Below are 17896 nucleotides of genomic sequence, written 5' to 3' on the forward strand. Positions count from 1 at the left end.
ACAAGTGAGTCGCAAACTATGAGGATGACCGACCCCGGCTTTACCTCGACGCAGCTCGCCGCCCGCGCGGCTTATCTCCTGCGCGGCAATGACCTGGGCACGATGACCTCGGCCGCGCCTCGCCTCTACCCGCACATGTGGAGTTGGGATGCGGCGTTTGTCGCGGTCGGGTTGGCACCGCTGTCGGTGGAACGGGCGGTCATCGAACTCGACACCTTGCTTTCGGCGCAGTGGAAGAACGGGATGATCCCGCACATTGTGTTCGCGAATGGGGTCGATGGGTATTTTCCGGGACCGTCGCGGTGGGAATGTCGCCAGCTCGCGCCGAACGCGCCTGAAGGACCCGACACGTCCGGCATCACGCAACCGCCCGTGCACGCGATCGCGGTGCAGCGCATTCTCGACCATTCCCGCAGGCACGGACGCAGCACGCGCGCGGTTGCTGAGGAGTTTTTGAACCGCCGCTGGCCGGATTTGGTGCGCTGGCACCGGTGGTTGGCGCACGCGCGCGACCCGAAGGAAAATGGGCGAATCACCCTGTACCACGGCTGGGAATCGGGGATGGACAATTCGCCGCGCTGGGATCGGGCGTATGCGAATGTTGTTCCTGGGCTTGATCTTCCGCCTTACCGTCGCGAAGACACCGCGATTATTTCCGACCCGACTCAGCGCCCAAGCGACCGCGAATACGACCGCTATTTGTGGTTGGTCGAACAAATGCGCCGAGTGAATTACGACGATTTCCAGCTCACCGAGGCGATGAGTTTCGCGGTTGAAGACGTATTCGTTTCCGCGATTTTCGCGCTGGCGTGCGACGTGCTCGCCGACATCGGCGAGGAATACAAGCAACCACTTGCCGACGTGCGCGACCTACACAATTGGGCCGACCGTTTCCGCAAGGGCGTGGTAGCGACAACCGACCAACGTACGGGCGCTGCAAGGGATTTCGACGTGCGACTCGACCGTTGGATCACCACCGAGACATTGGCGATGTTCGCGCCATTGCTGTCAGGCGGCCTCCCCCGCCAGGCGGAACGCCAACTACTGAACACCTTCGAGGGCCCCCGCTTCTGCGGCCACCCCGACCTCCGCTACGCATTACCCCCGTCCACGTCCCCGGTATCCAAAGATTTCCGCCCCCGCGAATACTGGCGGGGCCCGGTTTGGCCCGTAATGAGCTGGCTTTTCTCCTGGGCTTTCGCCCGCCGAGGTTGGGCCGAACGCAGCCATATGCTGCGCGCGGAGGGTTTACGCCAGGCAAGCGACGGCTCTTTCGCGGAGTACTACGAGCCCTTTACGGGCGCCCCTTTGGGCAGTATGCAGCAGTCATGGACAGCAGCATCGGTTTTGGATTGGTTGGGGTGAGTTCCCGGGTTCTGCCTATGGGCGCGGGATAGTCTCGGGGTTGTTCGCAAGCTGGTCAATGGTCGATTCAGGGATGCACGGCGAGTATCCGGCGAGACTGAGCGACCCGTCGCCTTTCCCGGCATCCTGAACCTTCAGTCCGAATCCGTCGGGTATCGACGCTTTGATGACATCGGTGCCCATAGTTTGAATTTCCCACCCCTTCGCTTTCCAGCTCGCACCGATTTGGTCGTAGTACTGCTGAACAGAACCAGCTGGAAGCCCGGTAATCCAGTAGTGGACGCTCAAATACCGCGGACCGGACGACTGAATGTTGCCGTCCCAACAGGGCACAGCATTCGGCCGAAGAGACCGCCGCACACCCAACTCCGTATTGTCGGGAACCTTTGAAAGCGCGGCGCCGGCAGGCAATTCGCCGAGGGTTTCCCGCATATACGCATAGATCTTCTCCTGCGCCTGAGGGGCAGTGAGCGACTCATTCACAGCAGATCCACCATCCTGTTTGAATTCGGAGCAACCGACTAGCGCGAACACAGTCATCGCCACGACGGCCGCGCGGGTCCTTTTCATCATCACGACACTTCCGCAGTCTTGCCAGCAATAATCCGACCCATGTTGACTAGGGATGTCGAATTGGTGTTCCAATAATCGCTGTGAGCATCCGTACTGTATCCGCCTGACCACCAGGGTCCGGCCGTGCCGGGGTCGGACGTGAACACCTGGCCACCGAAGCTTGAATCGGTCGGGTTAATGCCATGGTCGTCGGTCAGTACGCCACCGATCGGAATAAGTACACCCGCCTCATTGGCCCACGAATATCGAGGTACAGGGTCATTCTCTGCCCGCGTAGCGAAAATATGTTGGCCCTGCGTGCCGTCCGCAACGCCTGACAGGCTAATTTCGCGAACATTGTCGACCCCTGCGCCAGGGCTCCCAACTAGGACAACATTGTCCGCGTTCAAGGTCCGACCGTTCGAAGCAGCCTCGCCGATCAGCGTTGTGCCGTAGCTGTGCCCCAGTACTGTGTTCGCGGACGGGCTGCCTTCGTGGGTCACTCGAAGGCCGTCCTGGAATGCGGTCAGCGCTGATGCTCCGTTTTTGGCGTAGCTATCCTGAGTGGCGTTAAAAAGGCCCGGTGGCGCGTCGTAACCAAACCAAGCGACAGTCACTGGCCGCTTGGCGCCCTGATCTAGGGCCGAATCCGTCATAGCGGCGACTCGCTCCATATCCTTGCCCATTTTTGAGGGCTCCGACCCAGTTCCAGGGACGTACGTTGTCACGTGCGACGCTGTGTCGGGGTTGCCGTCAGCAACGACAGCGTGGACATTCGTGCCGGATTTGTCGTCAACCTGCATCAGCACGCTATTTGGATATTTGTCACCCGTGACTTCCTTTAGGGTTGTCAAGTCCTCAAGGTGCTTCGATTCCTCACGCTTAGCGAGCCAACGTTCGAAATCAGCTTTGCTTTCGGCAGGAACGCCAGATGACAGGACCTGCGGAGTCCATTCGGGGTGTGCTGCAAAAATCTGCTGCGCTTCGGCGCGGGCTGCCTGGGCGGCGGTCAGTCGCTCGTCGAGCGTCAATCGGTTGTAGTGGTCCCGATCCGTCGCTGGCATTCCGTCTGTATTGCCGATGTAGTGATTCTGGTTCCACAGCGCGTCCTTCTCCTCGTTCGAGAGCGTGTCCCAAAACGACTTGAAATCCTTGCTGTTCGTCGGCACCTTGCTCTTGCCGTCGAGAATGTCTTGGACCTGCTGGCTTCGCTCGCCCAAGCTCACGTGCACGTTGTGCACTGCGGTTTTCACCGAGCCGATGTTTTCGAACGCCTTCTCGATCGCCGTTGTAGTGCTCTCGATAGTCTGCCCCAGCCCGAGGAGTGCTGCTTTGATCGGCGGCTCGTATGTTGTTTTCGCGGTCGCATCTAGGGCGGCCTGCGCGGCCGTGATGTCCTCAGTCTTAGCGTTAGGCAATGAGTTTCGTGCGTCAGGCGCGGTGACGGTGCCATCTTCAGCCACCTTGAACTTCGCCTGTTCGGCCAGCTCAATTGCCGCGACGGCCGTTGCTTTGCTTGTCGCGATATCGGATTGGCCCGTATTTGCGGCAGCGACAGCGGCGGCGAGCGCGGAGGTGATCTTTCGGCCCTCCGTCACGGTTGTCGAAGCGCTCTCGCGCGCACGGTCGCCCGCTTTACCGGTCCAGTAGCTGCCCGAGCCGGCGTAATCGCGTTGGGCGAGATCGAGATTCGCAACCAATCGGTCGTGGAGGGACTGCCACTCCGTCGCTTGTCCCTGCAATGCGCCGGGAACGATCGACGCCGCCTGCGTTTTCGTCGCCGGCTTGCCTGCTGGCGCGGTCATTTGCCGGACTTCCAGGTCGATGCGTTTTCGATCTGCAATTTGCTCACGTAATCGGTGTGATGAAAGGCGTCGACACACTTGACAGTGTTGTCGCCGATCGCTTCCAGCGCATCGCTCAAAGCTCCGTTCGCGGTGGCGGTTTCAGATGACTTAGCCGCGCACACGTCGGCCAGCCGGAAATCAGCGAAGCCGAATCGGACCGCGTTGGCCGCGCGTCCGAAACTGCTCGGCGCGACCGTCCCGTAAGCGATCTCGCTTGCGTACCCGCGCATCCCCTTCGCCAGGGAAACCGCGTCATCGATGTCGATTTTGACTGAGTCGCCGAGGCCGCCACTCACTGTCTACCTCCCCATTCGTGCGGATGTGGTTGAGCGAGCGGCTGGTGCATGGCGTCGACTGTCGCGGCCACCGCTTCCGCGATTCGCGGATCAGCCCGAAAATCCGCCAACGCGTTCGCGGCGTTTCCCCGTGCGGTCGCGAGCGCATGCGCGGCTAATTCAGTGATCAACTTACTCAGCCCAGCGCCGCCGATAACCAGTATTTTGTCGTCGATATGCACGCTGATCTCGCCATCGGCGCACGCTTCGACGCGCACGAGCCCGTCCGCCGCGGTGACCGTCGACCGGGTCGCGGTGAGTGCGTTGACCAGCGCATCGGTCTTTTGCGGGAGCGGATCAAGGTCCTTGGACATGGCCCACCTCACTTCGGGAGTACGGATTCGACGGACTTGGCGACGCTGTCGATGTGGGCGCACGCATCCCAGTTGCTCAATGCGGGCAAGCCGCTCAACATAACTTCAACGACCCCGTCAGGACCGGGCATTGCGACAACGCAGCCGCCGAAAACGCCCTCGCTCCATCTCATAGCTGATCGGCCATTGACGCTGGTGTCGGTTGCCTCCAGGCCGCGTTCCCGCAGTTGATCCCTCACCCGTTGCGGCGTGACGTTCGCGGACCAGATCGTGAGTTTGCCAGCGGGCAGAACTTGGCCGCTGATGTCCTCTGTTCGGGAGAAGCTGCACCCAATGAAGGCGTAATCGCTGTTAATGGAATCATTCCGCACCCGCGTTCCAGGATCAAAGCCCTCAGAAGCGGGTACGACGTCGTCGCCGACCCGCACACAGGGGTCCCACGCGACCGGGACCTTAGTCCGGGAGCCTTGGGTCGGTGCGTCAGCAACTGGCGACTTGATCACAACAGCAGTAGCGGGTTCTGCCGTGTTGCTCTCGCAACCGCACGCTGCGGCAGCAACCAGGACACTGGTCAGCGCGCCTGCCGCTCGCGAGAGCTTCATGACGACGCCCCCGACGCACCTGCGAGTTGGATTCGCTGAGCGGCGGTCGCATCGGCGTCCTTCGTCAGCTTGGCAGCGCGGAAGAACCCCTCACGCAGTTCCATTCCGCGCTGGATCAACTGTTCGAGGGCCACCTTGCTCAATGCGGCCTTCTTCCGAAATCCCAGCTGAAGCTCGATTCCAGTTGGGAGCGTGCCAAATCCGCTGACGACCTCACCCTCGGCCATTGCGGCATGGCACGCCTGCAATCCCGCGATATACGCGTCAATCTCCTTCACTACAGCCCGCACATCCGCTTCAACAAATGTGAAGTTCTGATCGCGCGCGTCTTGATTGAACGCGGAGATCTCCGCCTGACCGTACAAACCTCCGTCAGCCACGACATGCCTCCTCTCGTCGCCCGCCCATGTCAGCGCCTCCGCTCGATGAGTTCTCGCGCCAGCTGGTCACCGGTCGCAGCAACGACAGTGGTGTCGTTGCTATCAACGGTGATCAGGTACCGACCGGCCGCTGCCGAACCTGACGCAATATCGATCCAACTGGTGAAAAGGGGCGGGTGTGGCCGTTCAGAATTCGCAGCACGTTGCAGAACGAACTGTCCTTCCCCGGTTCTGCGTTGCCGCAGCAACCTGCGGATACGGTCTTCGGCAGAGTTCTCCCCCGCGCCAATTCCCCAGATTCCTTGCTCGCCTTCGCCGCGCACTCGCTGCGTGTAACCGACCATCGAACCGGCCGCGCCTGCTTGCGTGGGAGGAAGCTTGGCGCACACCGTCGACGGCACATCCGCCCGACGAACAAGCGCGACAAAAATCGCCGTCGATGGTTCAGCGGAAGTCGCGTACTGATGGACCGTCACACCGAAGTTATCCAATGCCGCACCGTGTATTCGAACCGCGAGACCACCCGCAAGCTCTCCTTGGCAACGAAGTCGGGTTTCCGCCTTGGCCATGATCGTGAAGGCCGCACGCAGCGTGTCGTCGGCACCCTGCGGAAATCTGGCCGCTAACGCCGTGCTGACGTAGCGGTCTTGTTCATCACGAGTCGCAAATGCTTCGCGCACAACTAATGGGGCAGGGTAGTCGAACGAGTCGAGCCCGGTTTCCCGCGACCAAAGAACAGCGAATTCGTCTGGCGTCAGAGTCCAGGTTGCTAGTGGTGTCATCGCTGACCGTTCGATGGTGTCTCAGCGCGAGCGCCTGTCGAAAGGCCGTGCTGCGCAAGCAAACTCGCGAGGTCTGCGGAGAGCGCAGGTTGGGGAGCTTCCGGCGGTGGCGAGCTTGGGACGGGCTCAGGTTGCGCTGCTCGCGTTGCCGGAACGGACGGCCTTTCGATCATCGGTTCGCTGCGGGGATACGTCCGCGTGGTGGGCGAAACTGCTTCTGGCAGGCCATGATTGGCACCTTCAACCGGCGCTGCCGACGGCGCATCCGCGCCGAGAGCTCCTGACATCGCGTCGGTGCCTGCAAGCCAATCCGGCTGTACCCGACGCAAGTAATCGGGAATCCGATGCTCGTCATCGTTGTCGCCTTTTCCGCCACGTGCGCCAGCGCCCGGCATCATCGGTCCCATTCCACCTGGTCGACCTGACGCACCCGTACCGCCCGCTACGGACCGCCCACCTGCGGGCACAGCCGCGCCCTGGCCCGGAACCGACCTTCCCGGAATAGGAGAGCCTGCTTGGCCGGGACCTCCACCGAGAACGCTTCCGCCGGGACCTGCCGTCGTACCCGGTGCGCCAGCCCCTGGTGTGTTCGTCGTGGGCGAACCTGTTGATGGAGCGGCAGGGACCTGACCGGCCTGTGTTGGCTGGGTGGATGCCGGATTCGTTTTGTCGTCGCCGGGCGTGCCCGTCTCTGAATTTTGCCCCTGGTCGCCAACGGAGCCTTTATCCCCAGCACCGGGTGCATCAGCCGATGCTGGGTCGCTGCCGTTGTCAGACGAGGCCGGCGTTCCGCTGGGCGTCCCGCTCTCCGTGCCACCCCCTGGAGCAGCGGGCTTGCCTGCGGCGTCAGGTATTCCCGCGTTCGAGACCCCAGGCTGTCCCGCATTCGCGGTCTCGGTAAACGATGGCACCGTGTTCCCGGTCGGTGGAAATGCCGGGCTATAGACCGCGGTCATCGTCGCGCGAGCGGCATTCTCGGCCGCGATCCGCGCATCCGAATCGGCGGTGACGGTGGCCGGATTAGCTAGGCCGGGCACGATCTGGGACAACGGATCATCAGGGTTCGGGTTAAGCACCGCCGACGAGACGTTCGGCGGGGGAACGGCAAGACGCGTCGCTTCGGCAGCCCAGGCCGCCGCATCAAGCCGGTCGGAAACGCTGGAGAAAACTTCCGCGACCTGTCGGGTAGCACCACCGAGCGCACCCAGCGCCGTTCGCGCTGAGTCGCCACTTGCCCCCTGCCAGCCGCCGCTGGCCATCAGGCCCAACACTGCGGTCTGCAACGACATCGAAAGATCCGAGAGTCGTGTGCACTCAGCTGTCCACAATTTCGCTGCGGATTGGAGGCCTTCAACGTTGAGCGACTGCGCGTGCAGATAAATGTCGGAGTGGCTGTAGTGGCCGAAATTATCGGTCGAATTAACGAAATTGGGGTCAGTGCCCGCGTTCTTTGCCGCCAACGCCTGATCAGTCGCGGTCGCGCGCGCTTGCGCGGCAGCAACCTTCTGTTGCGCACCTTCGGCAGCCGCCGTCGTCGCGCCCCCGAAAATCGGAACTAGCGCTGCGGGAAGGTCGCTGAGCGACGCCCCTTGATCATTGGTCACCGAGTCCCCTCCCGCACTAATAAGTCAGACATCATCGCGGCCCCCTTGTCGCCAAACCCGCTGGCAGTCGACGTTACCACCCCGTGATCAGCCGAGGCCAACGCCGCCGCCGGACCGGCCGCAAGGGCGCGGTGCGCGCACCCTGCTGCTAGACGACCTGCGAAATATGGTCAATGCTTGCCCTATGGAACTTGCTGCGGATAAGGCGACGCCGCTGGAAGAAACCGTCGCCGCGCTCTCGGATCCCGAGACCGTCGCAAGGCTCGTCGCGTCCGATGCGGAGCTAGCTCACGGTGAAGCCGTAACGTCCGACGAACTAGCGCACGCAATGGCCATGCGCAGAATGGCGGCGAATTGGCAAGCGGCTTCAGCCGTCGCTGGGCAACCCGAACCGCGTTCGATCAGCTAGCTCACGATCGATTTCTTCGGCGGCAAGCGGGCCACCGCTGCGGTATCCACCCATCGTCGGCTTCGGTCGGCTGGGCGCACCGTCAACCAGGCGCTGGACCACCTGCGCCACCGTCAGCCCACGGGCCGATGCAAGCTCAAGCAGCCGGTCGTAGAGACGTGTAGGCACCGTGATCGTCGTTTCGTCAGGCACACCAGCAGGATATCCGGCCCGTAAAACTACACTCATTGCATGTCAAGGCATCCCAGCGCGCCGATACCGTCGGCAATCAGTGCAAAATTGCAAGCCGCCCGCAAAGAGCGCGGGCTGACGGTGGTTCAGGCCGCCAAGGAGGCACGCATCAGCAGCAGCCTGTGGACGCAAGTCGAGACCGGGGTTCAGTACAAGCAGGGCAATCGGGTCCCGGTTCGGACGACGGCCGACACCCTTCAGGCTATGGCGCACGCCGTCGGCCTCGATCCGACGCATCTACTCGAAGAGGTCGGGTTGAGCCCGGCCGAATCACCGTGTCCGGCCGACAAGCACCCGGCAACCGCGCAATCGCTGCCAGGCGATTCAGTTGTGAACCTGACTGGGCTCACCGACCGCGAACTACGGCACGTCGCCGCGTATGTCGAGGGGATAAAGGCGGCGCGTAACCTCCGGTGAGCCAAACCTCCTGACTCCTACCCCCGCGCGGCCAACCGCTCAGCCGCCACCATCGGTGCCAACACCTCCATCTGGTCGATCACCAAGCGGATCGCGTCGGGCTGGCGGTCCGGTGGGTACTTGTACTTCACCAATAAGCGGCGGATCGTTGAGCGCAGTTTCGCGCGGACGTCGTCGCGTACCGTCCAGTCAGTCTTAATGTCGTTGCGCATGATCTTGATCAGTTCTTTCACGATCGCGATCAGGGTGTCGTCGCCCAATTCGGTTACCGCCGAATCATTTTCGTGAAGGGCGTCGTAGAAAGACAGCTCATCGCTGCTGAGTGGCGGACTGAATTGCGCACCACGGTTGCGTTCTTGTGACGCCTCGCGGGCGAGTTCGATGAGCGCGGCGATCACCTCAGCTGAAGTGAGCTGCTGGTTCGTATAGCGATTCATCAACTCGCGCAACCGTTCTGAGAACGCCTTCTGCCGTGCGAGGTTGTTTCGAGTCGTCTGGCGCACTTCCTCGGTCAGTACCGCGCGCAGTGCTTCGATAGCCAGGTGCGGGTGCTCGGCGTTCTTCGCCTTCTCCTCGAATTCGGGCGTGAGGTCGGTGAGTGAGGGCTTCGGCATGCCTGCCGCTTCGTAAATGTCGATAATTCGACCCGATGCCGTCGAGTCGGCGACCAGCTTGTCGAGCACGCGCTTGATCTCGGCAGGCACCGGCCGACCTTCGGCTTTGCGCTGTTCGGCGTCATACTTCGCCATCCAGACGCGAACTTCCTCATAGAACTTGATCACCGGGGCGATGTCGGCGAGATTTTGCGCGCCATGCGAAACCGCCCATGCCCGCTTGAGTTCGTTTGACAGCGAACGGAACCGGTCAGCAAGAGTCGGCTCGTCTTGGTTCCCCGGCGTTGTTGGGGAGCGAAGGTAGGCAAGCAGCCCGTTCACAACGCGGAAGTACTGGCCGGGTTTGCCGCCGAGCTTGGACCTCCACGGGTAGCCCGAGCATAGATCATCGAGGCGTGCGACCAGCTCGCGTGTCGCCGCGATCACCGCGTCCGGCGTGGCTTTCACCGGTTGCTCACGTCCGGCGCTGCGGGTGAATTCCTTCAGCGCCCGTTCGAGGTTGTCGGCGATGGGCGCGTAAGCGACGACCAGTCCGTTCGGCTTGCCCTCGAAGGTCCGGTTCACGCGGGCAAGCGTCTGCATCAGTAGCGCACCCTGCATCGGCCGGTCTAGGTAGAGCGTGTGCAGCGGAGGCGCATCGAAGCCGGTGAGCAGCATGTTCTGCACAATCACCAGCTCAAGCGGGTCGTCGGCCACCTTGAGGCGGTTGGTAATCGACTTGTTCTCCGACTCACGCCGCACATGCTTACGGACGTTGGCAGGGTCGCTCGCGCTACCCGAGTAGACGACCTTGATGACACCTTCGGCATTGGCATCCGACGCCCACTCGGGTTCAAGCTTGATGATTTCGGCGTAGAGGTCGGCGCAAATTTCGCGCGTCGCGCACACAATGAGTGCCTTGCCCGGGCCACCGATGAACTCGCTCATGGCTTCGCGGCGCGCTTTCCAGTGCGCGACAAGGTCTTTCGCGACAGCTTCTAGCCGCTCAGGTGCGCCGTAGAGCGCGTTGAGGACAGTAACTTCGCCCTCGATCTTCGCGCGCTCCGCCTCGTCGAGTCCGAGGACCGCCGCGTCTGCGGCCAAGTCAATCTCAGCGTCGGAAACCCCCTCGGAGATAAGCACTTCCGGCAATCGAGGCTCGAAGATCACCCCAACGGTCGCGCCATCATCGACGGCACGCACGAGGTCGTAGACGTCGATGTGATTGCCGAATTCGTTCACCGTGTTGCGGTCTTCGAACGAGATCGGCGTTCCGGTGAACGCGATGCGGGTCGCGTTGGGCAGCGCGGCGCGCAGGTGCGCGGCGTAACCGTTGAGGGTTTCGTAGTGGCTGCGATGCGCTTCATCGACCACGATCACGATATTGCTGCGATCAGACAGCAACGGGTGATCGAGCCCTGACTCTTTCTCCTCCTTGGTCAGTCCGAACTTCTGCAAAGTCGTGAAGAAGATGCCGCCGGTCTGGCGGTCGGCGAGTTTTTCGCGAAGTTCGCTGCGCGAACCGATCTGCTTGGGCTCTTCAGGCAGCAGTTCCGAACGCTGGAACGCTTCGAAAAGCTGGCCGTCGAGTTCGTTGCGGTCGGTGACGACAACAACGGTCGGGTTCTTCAGCTCAGGGCGCGTCCCGACGAGATGGGTGTAGAGCTCCATCTCCATCGACTTGCCCGAACCCTGGGTGTGCCAGACAACGCCAGCCCTGCCGTCGCTGCGCAACGCTTCGACGGTGCAACCAACGGCCTTGCTTACCGCGAAGTACTGATGCGGTTTGGCGATGCGTTTGTGCAGGCCATCGGCACTGCTGTCGAACGCGACGTAATTGCGTTGGAGCTGGAGGAATCGTTCGGTGTTGAGCACGCCGTCGACCAGGTAGTCGAGTTCGATGCCCTCTTCCTCGTCGGCAATACGACGCGCGCCGGTGAGCGGCTCGCCACTGTCGTCGACGTTCCACGGCGAGTAGTGATTGAGCCGAGTGAACGGGGTGCCATAGCGTGCGAGCACACCGTCGCTGATCACCGTGAGCACCGCGAATCGGAACGCCATCGGGAATTCTTCGCGATAGGTTGCGAGCTGCGCGTGCGCTGACGCGATATCAGCGTTCACCGCTCCCGGCCGCTTCAGCTCTGCGATCACTACCGGCATGCCGTTGAGGTAGAGCACTACGTCGAAGCGACGATCGTGATCACGCGAGGTGATGCGCACCTGCTGAACAGCGAGGAAATCGTTGTCCTCAACGCGCGCACCGACGAACCGAATCGTCGGATTCTGTTCCACCCCATGATGATCGGTGTAGGTGATTCCGCGATACCCGTGCACGAGGATCTTGTGCACCCGAAAGTTCTCGGCGATCGGGTCGAGCGACTCGGGGGCGAGCACCGCGCCCCGCGCCTGCTCAAGATATTCGATCGGCACTTGCGGATTCAGCTTGCGCAGTGCGTCGAGCATGCGGGCGGGAATAGCGAGTTCATTTAACGTCTCCCGCCCGCGATCGACCCCGGGATTGATGTCAGTGCCAAACGCGGGCTCCCACCCTTGCATTTCCGCTAACCGCTCAATCATCGCGTTCTCAAGATCAGCTTCGGTGGTGCCCACGTTGTCAAACATCAAACTATCTCTTCCACTTTCGCTTCCGCGTCTTTGATGCGAAGTTTGCCGGACATTAGGAGGGGGAGGAGTTCGTCCCGAGTTTTTGCTAGGACGTCCGATTCTGCGCCGACCCGGTGAGTCAGCGCTTGAAGTTTGCCCAGCGCGCTCGGCGCATTTGGTCCGGGCACTGGGACACTTAGGGATCCGATATCTTGCAGATTCACGTAAGGTGCCATATCGGTTTTGTGCATCGCGACATCCGTCTGCGCTACGCGGTCGACATTCCGAAACCAAGTCGCGAGCCACGGCTGAAGTTCGTGATGGTCGTCGCTCACACGGAAATAACAAAGCTGCGGACTGTAGACGCTGGGCTCAACGCCGTGTGGGACCACGGCAACGCGCCCCACCGAGCCTTTAGTCGTCAGGACGATATCGCCAGGTTGTGCGATCTTCGCGGCAGCCTTGTCGAGGAATGGCTTCGCAACGAAGTCTTCGCCGCTCGGCACAACGCGGCCATCCTGGATATCGCCAGCGCGGATGATCCGGCAGCCAGGCGTTCCGTGCTCAGACCGCTTTGTTCGATAACCATCGCCGAAAATGAGCACACCGTCGGAAGCAAGCTCACGTATGGTGGCACGCGTCGTGACATGGCTTAGCGCTTTCGCGAAGAGTGCGTCGCTAAGTTGCCCGGTGACATCGATGGTTCGCGAGTTGGCGGCAATCTTGTCATCGAGCGCCCCCAACACCTCCGCAATCGCCCGCTGCTGCGCCAGCGGCGGCAGATCTCCGACGGACATCTCGCGAATATCGGCCACATTGAGGTGGGCAACCGTCGAGCCTTCAGCCATTGAAATCAGACGGCGCTGGATCGTCGGCGAGGCGAGCAGGTAGTAAGCGAAAACGGGATCGAGGCGCTCAGGATTGGGCCTGAGCAGAACTGTCCTCTGGCCGGGCGCGACGTTCTCCTCAATGGGAATCCGGACGACCGGGCCAACAGGCGCTTCCCTCGCAAGCAGCAAATCGCCGTATTGGGGTTTCAGACGCGTGGTCCATAATTCGAAGGTTTCCCGACTTACGCGACGGGCTTCTTCGTAATTGATTCGATTTCCCCGCATCGCGGGCGTACCAACCGCGAAGAACTCCCCGTCGACGTCAATCGGAGCCGTCTTGTGCGCGCAGTCGACGATATTTGCGCAAAGGTCGTCCAGCTTCATTCGACACTCGCTAACTTCGCCCGCACTCGCTGCCCGAGCACATCCGATTGATCGAGCGCATCGAATAGCGCAGTACGAAGCCTGGCAATTTTCTCCTCAATAGGTTCGTCATCGAGAGCACCTTCGGCCGCGCCGACATAGCGTCCCGGCGTCAGCGTGTAACCAGCCTGTTTGATCTCGCTCGACGGTACCGAAGCGCAGAACCCAGGAACATCTGCATACGAAAGCCCCTTGCGCGCAGCAGAATCCGTCCCCCGCCAAGCATGGTATGTATCCGCGATCCGTGCGATGTCCTCATCCGACAACGCCCGTTCCGCACGGTCAACCATGTACCCGAGTTCGCGGGCGTCGATGAACAGCACTTCCCCGCGGCGGTCGATCGCCCCGCCCTTGCCCGGCGACTTGTCCTTCGCGAAGAACCACACGCACACCGGGATGCCCGTCGACCGGAACAGCTGGGTCGGCATCGCGACCATGCACGAAACTAGGTCCGCCTCAACGATTTTCGCGCGGATATCGCCCTCGCCGTTGGAGTTCGACGACATCGACCCGTTCGCCATCACGACACCAGCGGAACCACCGGGGGCCAGCTTGTAGAGCACGTGCTGAATCCACGCGTAGTTCGCGTTATTCGCGGGCGGGACGCCGTACTTCCAGCGCGGGTCGTCGGCGTTGCGGGTCCAATCCTTAATGTTGAACGGCGGATTCGTCATCACGTAATCCATGCGCACGTCCGGGTGCTGGTCGCGGGCGAAGGTGTCGCCCCAACGCGCGCCGAGTCCCTTGTTGCCGATGCCGTGGATGGCGAGGTTCATTTTCGCGAGCCGCCACGTCTCTTCAATGGCTTCCTGGCCGTAGACAGCGAGGTCCTGGATGTCGCCGTCGTGGTATTCAACGAACTTCTCCGACTGCACGAACATGCCACCCGAACCACAGCACGGGTCGTAGATGCGGCCGCGCGATGGCTCAAGCACTTCAACGATCGTGCGCACAACGCTTGGCGGAGTGAAGAACTCGCCACCACGCTTGCCTTCGGCGCGGGCGAAACTTCCGAGGAAGTACTCGTACACCTCACCCATGAGGTCGCGTGCGCGATGCGTGCCCTGCCTGCTGAACTTGGCGCTATTCAACAGGTCGACCAACTCACCGAGACGGCGCTGATCGATATTGTCGCGGTTGTAAATGCGCGGAAGGGTGCCGAGCAGCGACTCATTCGCGCCCATCACCGCGTCCATCGCCTCATCGATGAGCTGACCGATCGACTTGGCGGCCTGGTCGCCCTCAGCGGACAGGCCCTTCGCGTTGCGGGCGAGGAAGTCCCAGTGCGCGACCGGCGGCACAAGGAACACCCCGTAGCCAACGTATTCGTCGGGATCTTCGAGCAGATCAGCGATCGTCGCCTCATCGACGTTGTCGGCAACGAGTTCGGCGCGCAGGATTTCGCGGCGCTCGTCGTAGGCGTCCGAAACATACTTGAGGAACACGAGCGGCAGAATCACGTCTTTGTACTGGCTGGCAGTGAGCGACCCACGCAGCTTGTCGGCCGCTTTCCAGAGCGTGTCCTTGAGCTCCTTCATCGTCGACGGCTCCGCCGCCTCTTGCCGCTTCTTAGGTGGCATCGGGACTCCTCTCGTAGTTCGACCGCGCCGCGTGGGAATCCGCAGCTAGGCTCACCGACAGAACAGTAGGCCCCGCCACCCACCTGGATCGAGCGGATGCACTGATAAGCGGGCTTATCAGCATTGCCCCTTCTGACAGTCCTGCCGGGTAGCGAGTCGCTGCCCTATCCAGTAGCGTCACCCGATATGAGCACTCCTGGGGGGAGCGGCGCACCGTCGCTGTCGGTTGTACCCACCGAAGTCCAAGCCGTCGGGCGCTACGTCTACGGAATAGCGGAATCGCTTCGCGCGGCGCTAGATTCGGCTCACGCGGACGTAGATGCGTTGCTCGCGAAAGGCTGGACGGGCGAGCTAGCCACACGGTTTGGCACCGGCTGGACTGAGACTCGCGAAGGCGGCGTAGCCATCATCGCGGCGCTGACTGCAATGGCGGAGAAGCTCGGGATCACCGCAGAGACGTTTCAACAGCAAGACGTATCGCACGCCTACACACTGAACATGTCCAGCCTAAGCCTCCCGGCGCAGTAGATGGATTCTCAGTTCTCAGTAGACATGGACGAACTCGATCAGATCGTCGCGCGCATTTCAGGGCTAGCCGGCTACGTCGCAGAGCACCTCGATCAGATCGATGACCAAGTCGCCACGCTCAAAGGCGGCACATGGGAAGGTCTGGCTGCCGACGCGTATCAGGTTGCCCATACCCAATGGATCACTGGCGCGCAAGAATTTGCTGAAGGGTTGCGTGACATGAGTGCAGCCGCGAAATCGGCGCACACTCGCTACGGTAACGCGGCCGACCTAAATAAGAAGATGTTGGGCTCCGGATAACTTATGGGCTGGACCATTGATACCGGCATGTATTACGACGCCGGAAATAAATGCCAGTTATTGGCGACCGACCTCAGCCTTGCCCTTGGCCCGCTAAGTGCAACCCTGCAACATGAGTGCACCGCTATGGCCGGCAACCACGAAAGTTGCGACCAGTGGATCACGACCTACGACACACACGCTCGCGACATTGTGACTCTTGCCGCCACCTTAGCGAACGCGTTGCTGCGCTATGGAGACGTTCTCAAGGCAAACGGTTACAACTGGTGGCACTCGAACCGCGCTATCGCGAACGGGTCGGAACCAGCTAAACCCACTGCCTCCGAGCCTCTTTATGACTCAGGAATGGCCTTGCCTGTCACCTCTCGTGGCGACAACGGCCCGGGGCTGGACGAAGGAGCAGTTGTCGGCCTGTTGGAACGGGTTGGCAGGATCCCCAACGGGGACATCGCCAAGTTGAGCACCGCCCGCGATGCGTGGAGAACCTTCGCTGACAACGCGAACGTAGTCGGGGCAGCAACGCGAATCAGCGGCATCAAGGCCAAATTCGATGGGAGCACCGACCCAAACATCATCGCTATCGACGAGCACCTCGCCAGTCTTGAACAGGCGGCGAAGCTCTTGGCTGAGGCAGCCCGAGGCATCGTTACACCGCTCAGCGAACATCACGACGCCCTGAACACCATGCGCGAAGACATCGGTAAGCAGGTCGCTGCTGCGGCCGTCGAAATTGGGGCCGCGATCGCGATGACGGTGGTGATAGTCGGAGTCGCAGCTCTGCTCACCGCAGGTACGGGTGCCGTCGCGGCGGGCGCGGGCGGCGCTGCGCTGACTATCGAGATCGTGGAAAGCACGGCGGTGATCATCAAGAACGTTGTCACCGTGAGCCGTATCGTGACCGTGGTTGGCGCGGTTGTCGTCGTCGGCACCGCGAGTGGTGGGTTCACGGCGATCCCTGATCTGGCTCGGGCTGGCGTAGCAGCCGCGGTGACCGCTATTGCGGGAATGGCCGTGTACACCGCATCCGAAGAACTAACTTACGAAGCATCTCCCAAGCATGGGACAGAGCAGCGCGGCGATGCCGCGCCTGCGCCAACACACGGTCAAGAGTCCTTAGATAATTCGGTGCTAATCAAGTCGACCTCCGCACGGAGGGTGGCTTACGACCCCGAGACAGGCGAGTTCGACGTATTCGACGAGACTTATCCGGGAAAGGGAACTTACCACGGTCACCAACGGAGTTGGGATCAACTGACACAAGAGATGCAAAACGCACTTGTAAAAGCTGGCGTCGTTAACAGGAGAGGAAAGCCGCTGTGAAATATGAGGAACCCTTACCAGTCAATCGTCATAACGCGATTGCGATGCTTGAATCGGGGGTACCTGAGCAGATTCAAGGTGCGATAATTCAGCTCGCTTTGTCGGACCCGGACGGCGACTGGGTGGTAGCGCAGGCGCTTGAACTGCTCAAATCGAATGTCGGGAGCGTCCGTGCGACGGCGGCAACTGCGATCGGCCACGTCGCTCGCATTCACGGTTCAATTGACAAAGACTCCGTATTGCCCGCATTACGCGCTCTGGCTGGAGATCCAGAGGCAGCCGGGCGCGCCGAGGATGCACTGGACGACATCGAGATATTTACTAACTAGTCTTCCGATCACAATCCACGAGTCCGCCGCGTCTCGCCCTGCCTGGACGGCTGCGCGCAGCGCGTCTGGCCGTGTCCCTTGCCGCTTCTTAGGTGGCATCGGGACTCCTCTCGTAGTTCGACCGCACCGCGTGGGAATCCGCAGCTAGGCTCACCGACAGAACAGTAGGCCCCGCCACCCACCTGGATCGAGTGGCTGCACTGATAAGCGGGCTTATCAGTGCAGCGCGGCTACTCGGTGTCTACTTCACCGCCGAGAGCCCGTATCAACTTTGTCAGCGAGACCTTGTATGTCCAGTCCAGGCCTTCGCGAGGCAACCCTGGCAACTCGGCGTACGCGGTGGAGAGCAGCCCGTCTCGGAAGACTTGCGCGTCGAGCGGGTCGACGGATTTAGCGAAGTACCCGCCGTTGGCATTCACCACGTCGCCCCAATGCGACATGCGCCCAGGAATTGCGCCTGATGCGACCGCCGCCTCAAACAGTCGATCGAAGACGCCGCCCGATGTCCACCATTCGGTGTTGTCATCAAAGTTAATGGTAAGCATCAGAAC

At 61.5% G+C, this 17896-nt stretch carries 19 protein-coding genes; 6 read left to right on the forward strand and 13 right to left on the reverse strand.

The features are described 5' to 3' along the window. Positions 1-24: 24 nt before the first annotated feature. Positions 25-1365, forward strand: a complete 1341-nt coding sequence (ggh, locus tag IEX78_RS13150; RefSeq protein ID WP_188829172.1) for a glucosylglycerate hydrolase — start codon at positions 25-27, stop codon at positions 1363-1365. A gap of 15 nt (positions 1366-1380) precedes the next feature. Here the strand turns inward: ggh and IEX78_RS13155 are convergent, their stop codons facing one another. From IEX78_RS13155 to IEX78_RS13195, 9 genes are all read right to left on the reverse strand, one after another. Beyond that, complete coding sequence (locus IEX78_RS13155) at positions 1381-1848, reverse strand: hypothetical protein (protein WP_188829173.1); 468 nt, start codon at positions 1846-1848, stop codon at positions 1381-1383. An 89-nt stretch (positions 1849-1937) separates the two neighbouring features. Then, positions 1938-3722, reverse strand: a complete 1785-nt coding sequence (locus IEX78_RS13160) for an alpha/beta hydrolase (protein ID WP_188829174.1) — start codon at positions 3720-3722, stop codon at positions 1938-1940. Next, positions 3719-4060: a hypothetical protein gene (locus IEX78_RS13165; RefSeq protein ID WP_188829175.1), complete on the reverse strand. Its 342-nt coding sequence runs from the start codon at positions 4058-4060 to the stop codon at positions 3719-3721. The genes IEX78_RS13160 and IEX78_RS13165 overlap by 4 nt, the downstream gene beginning before the upstream one ends. Then, positions 4057-4413, reverse strand: a complete 357-nt coding sequence (locus IEX78_RS13170; protein ID WP_188829176.1) for a YbaB/EbfC family nucleoid-associated protein — start codon at positions 4411-4413, stop codon at positions 4057-4059. Before IEX78_RS13170 ends, IEX78_RS13165 begins: the two co-directional genes overlap by 4 nt. Positions 4414-4421: 8 nt before the next feature. Next, positions 4422-4586 carry a hypothetical protein gene (locus tag IEX78_RS13175; protein WP_188829177.1) on the reverse strand — a complete coding sequence of 55 codons (165 nt, stop codon included), beginning with the start codon at positions 4584-4586 and terminating at the stop codon, positions 4422-4424. Positions 4587-5011: 425 nt separating this feature from the next. Beyond that, the gene (locus tag IEX78_RS13180) at positions 5012-5395 is read right to left on the reverse strand and encodes a hypothetical protein (RefSeq protein ID WP_188829178.1); all 384 of its coding nucleotides are present in this window, start codon (positions 5393-5395) and stop codon (positions 5012-5014) included. A 29-nt stretch (positions 5396-5424) separates the two neighbouring features. Further along, positions 5425-6075 carry a hypothetical protein gene (locus tag IEX78_RS13185; protein WP_188829179.1) on the reverse strand — a complete coding sequence of 217 codons (651 nt, stop codon included), beginning with the start codon at positions 6073-6075 and terminating at the stop codon, positions 5425-5427. A 98-nt stretch (positions 6076-6173) separates the two neighbouring features. Then, on the reverse strand, positions 6174-7781 hold the full coding sequence (locus IEX78_RS13190) for a hypothetical protein (RefSeq protein WP_188829180.1): 1608 nt from the start codon (positions 7779-7781) through the stop codon (positions 6174-6176). 367 nt (positions 7782-8148) lie between these two features. Beyond that, positions 8149-8382 (reverse strand): hypothetical protein, encoded by a 234-nt coding sequence (locus IEX78_RS13195; RefSeq protein WP_188829181.1) that lies wholly within the window; start codon positions 8380-8382, stop codon positions 8149-8151. Positions 8383-8421: 39 nt separating this feature from the next. On the opposite strand from IEX78_RS13195, the gene IEX78_RS13200 reads away from it, so the two are divergent. Beyond that, a complete protein-coding gene (locus tag IEX78_RS13200; RefSeq protein ID WP_188829182.1) occupies positions 8422-8838 on the forward strand; it encodes a helix-turn-helix domain-containing protein in 417 nt (138 codons plus the stop codon). A 17-nt stretch (positions 8839-8855) separates the two neighbouring features. Here IEX78_RS13200 and IEX78_RS13205 read toward each other — a convergent pair whose 3' ends face one another. Genes IEX78_RS13205 through IEX78_RS13215 form a run of 3 tightly spaced genes read right to left on the reverse strand, consistent with a single transcriptional unit; the run spans position 8856 to position 14868 of the window. Further along, positions 8856-12053 carry a type I restriction endonuclease subunit R gene (locus IEX78_RS13205; RefSeq protein WP_188829183.1) on the reverse strand — a complete coding sequence of 1066 codons (3198 nt, stop codon included), beginning with the start codon at positions 12051-12053 and terminating at the stop codon, positions 8856-8858. Beyond that, positions 12053-13249, reverse strand: coding sequence for a restriction endonuclease subunit S (locus tag IEX78_RS13210; protein ID WP_188829184.1), 1197 nt, complete (start codon positions 13247-13249; stop codon positions 12053-12055). The genes IEX78_RS13205 and IEX78_RS13210 overlap by 1 nt, the downstream gene beginning before the upstream one ends. Next, positions 13246-14868, reverse strand: coding sequence for a class I SAM-dependent DNA methyltransferase (locus IEX78_RS13215; protein WP_188829185.1), 1623 nt, complete (start codon positions 14866-14868; stop codon positions 13246-13248). Before IEX78_RS13215 ends, IEX78_RS13210 begins: the two co-directional genes overlap by 4 nt. A gap of 186 nt (positions 14869-15054) precedes the next feature. Between IEX78_RS13215 and IEX78_RS13220 the strand changes: the two genes are divergently transcribed. Genes IEX78_RS13220 through IEX78_RS13235 form a run of 4 tightly spaced genes read left to right on the forward strand, consistent with a single transcriptional unit; the run spans position 15055 to position 17345 of the window. After that, entirely contained in the window at positions 15055-15396 is a 342-nt protein-coding gene (locus tag IEX78_RS13220; RefSeq protein ID WP_188829186.1) for a WXG100 family type VII secretion target, read from the forward strand. Next, positions 15397-15696, forward strand: coding sequence for a WXG100 family type VII secretion target (locus IEX78_RS13225; RefSeq protein ID WP_188829187.1), 300 nt, complete (start codon positions 15397-15399; stop codon positions 15694-15696). A 3-nt stretch (positions 15697-15699) separates the two neighbouring features. Further along, positions 15700-17016, forward strand: a complete 1317-nt coding sequence (locus tag IEX78_RS13230; protein ID WP_188829188.1) for a hypothetical protein — start codon at positions 15700-15702, stop codon at positions 17014-17016. Continuing rightward, positions 17013-17345: a hypothetical protein gene (locus tag IEX78_RS13235; protein ID WP_188829189.1), complete on the forward strand. Its 333-nt coding sequence runs from the start codon at positions 17013-17015 to the stop codon at positions 17343-17345. Before IEX78_RS13230 ends, IEX78_RS13235 begins: the two co-directional genes overlap by 4 nt. A gap of 230 nt (positions 17346-17575) precedes the next feature. Here the strand turns inward: IEX78_RS13235 and IEX78_RS13240 are convergent, their stop codons facing one another. Then, complete coding sequence (locus tag IEX78_RS13240; RefSeq protein WP_188829190.1) at positions 17576-17890, reverse strand: hypothetical protein; 315 nt, start codon at positions 17888-17890, stop codon at positions 17576-17578. Between the last annotated feature and the right edge of the window lie 6 nt (positions 17891-17896).

This window comes from Nocardia camponoti (genome assembly GCF_014646135.1).
GTDB lineage: Bacteria > Actinomycetota > Actinomycetes > Mycobacteriales > Mycobacteriaceae > Nocardia > Nocardia camponoti.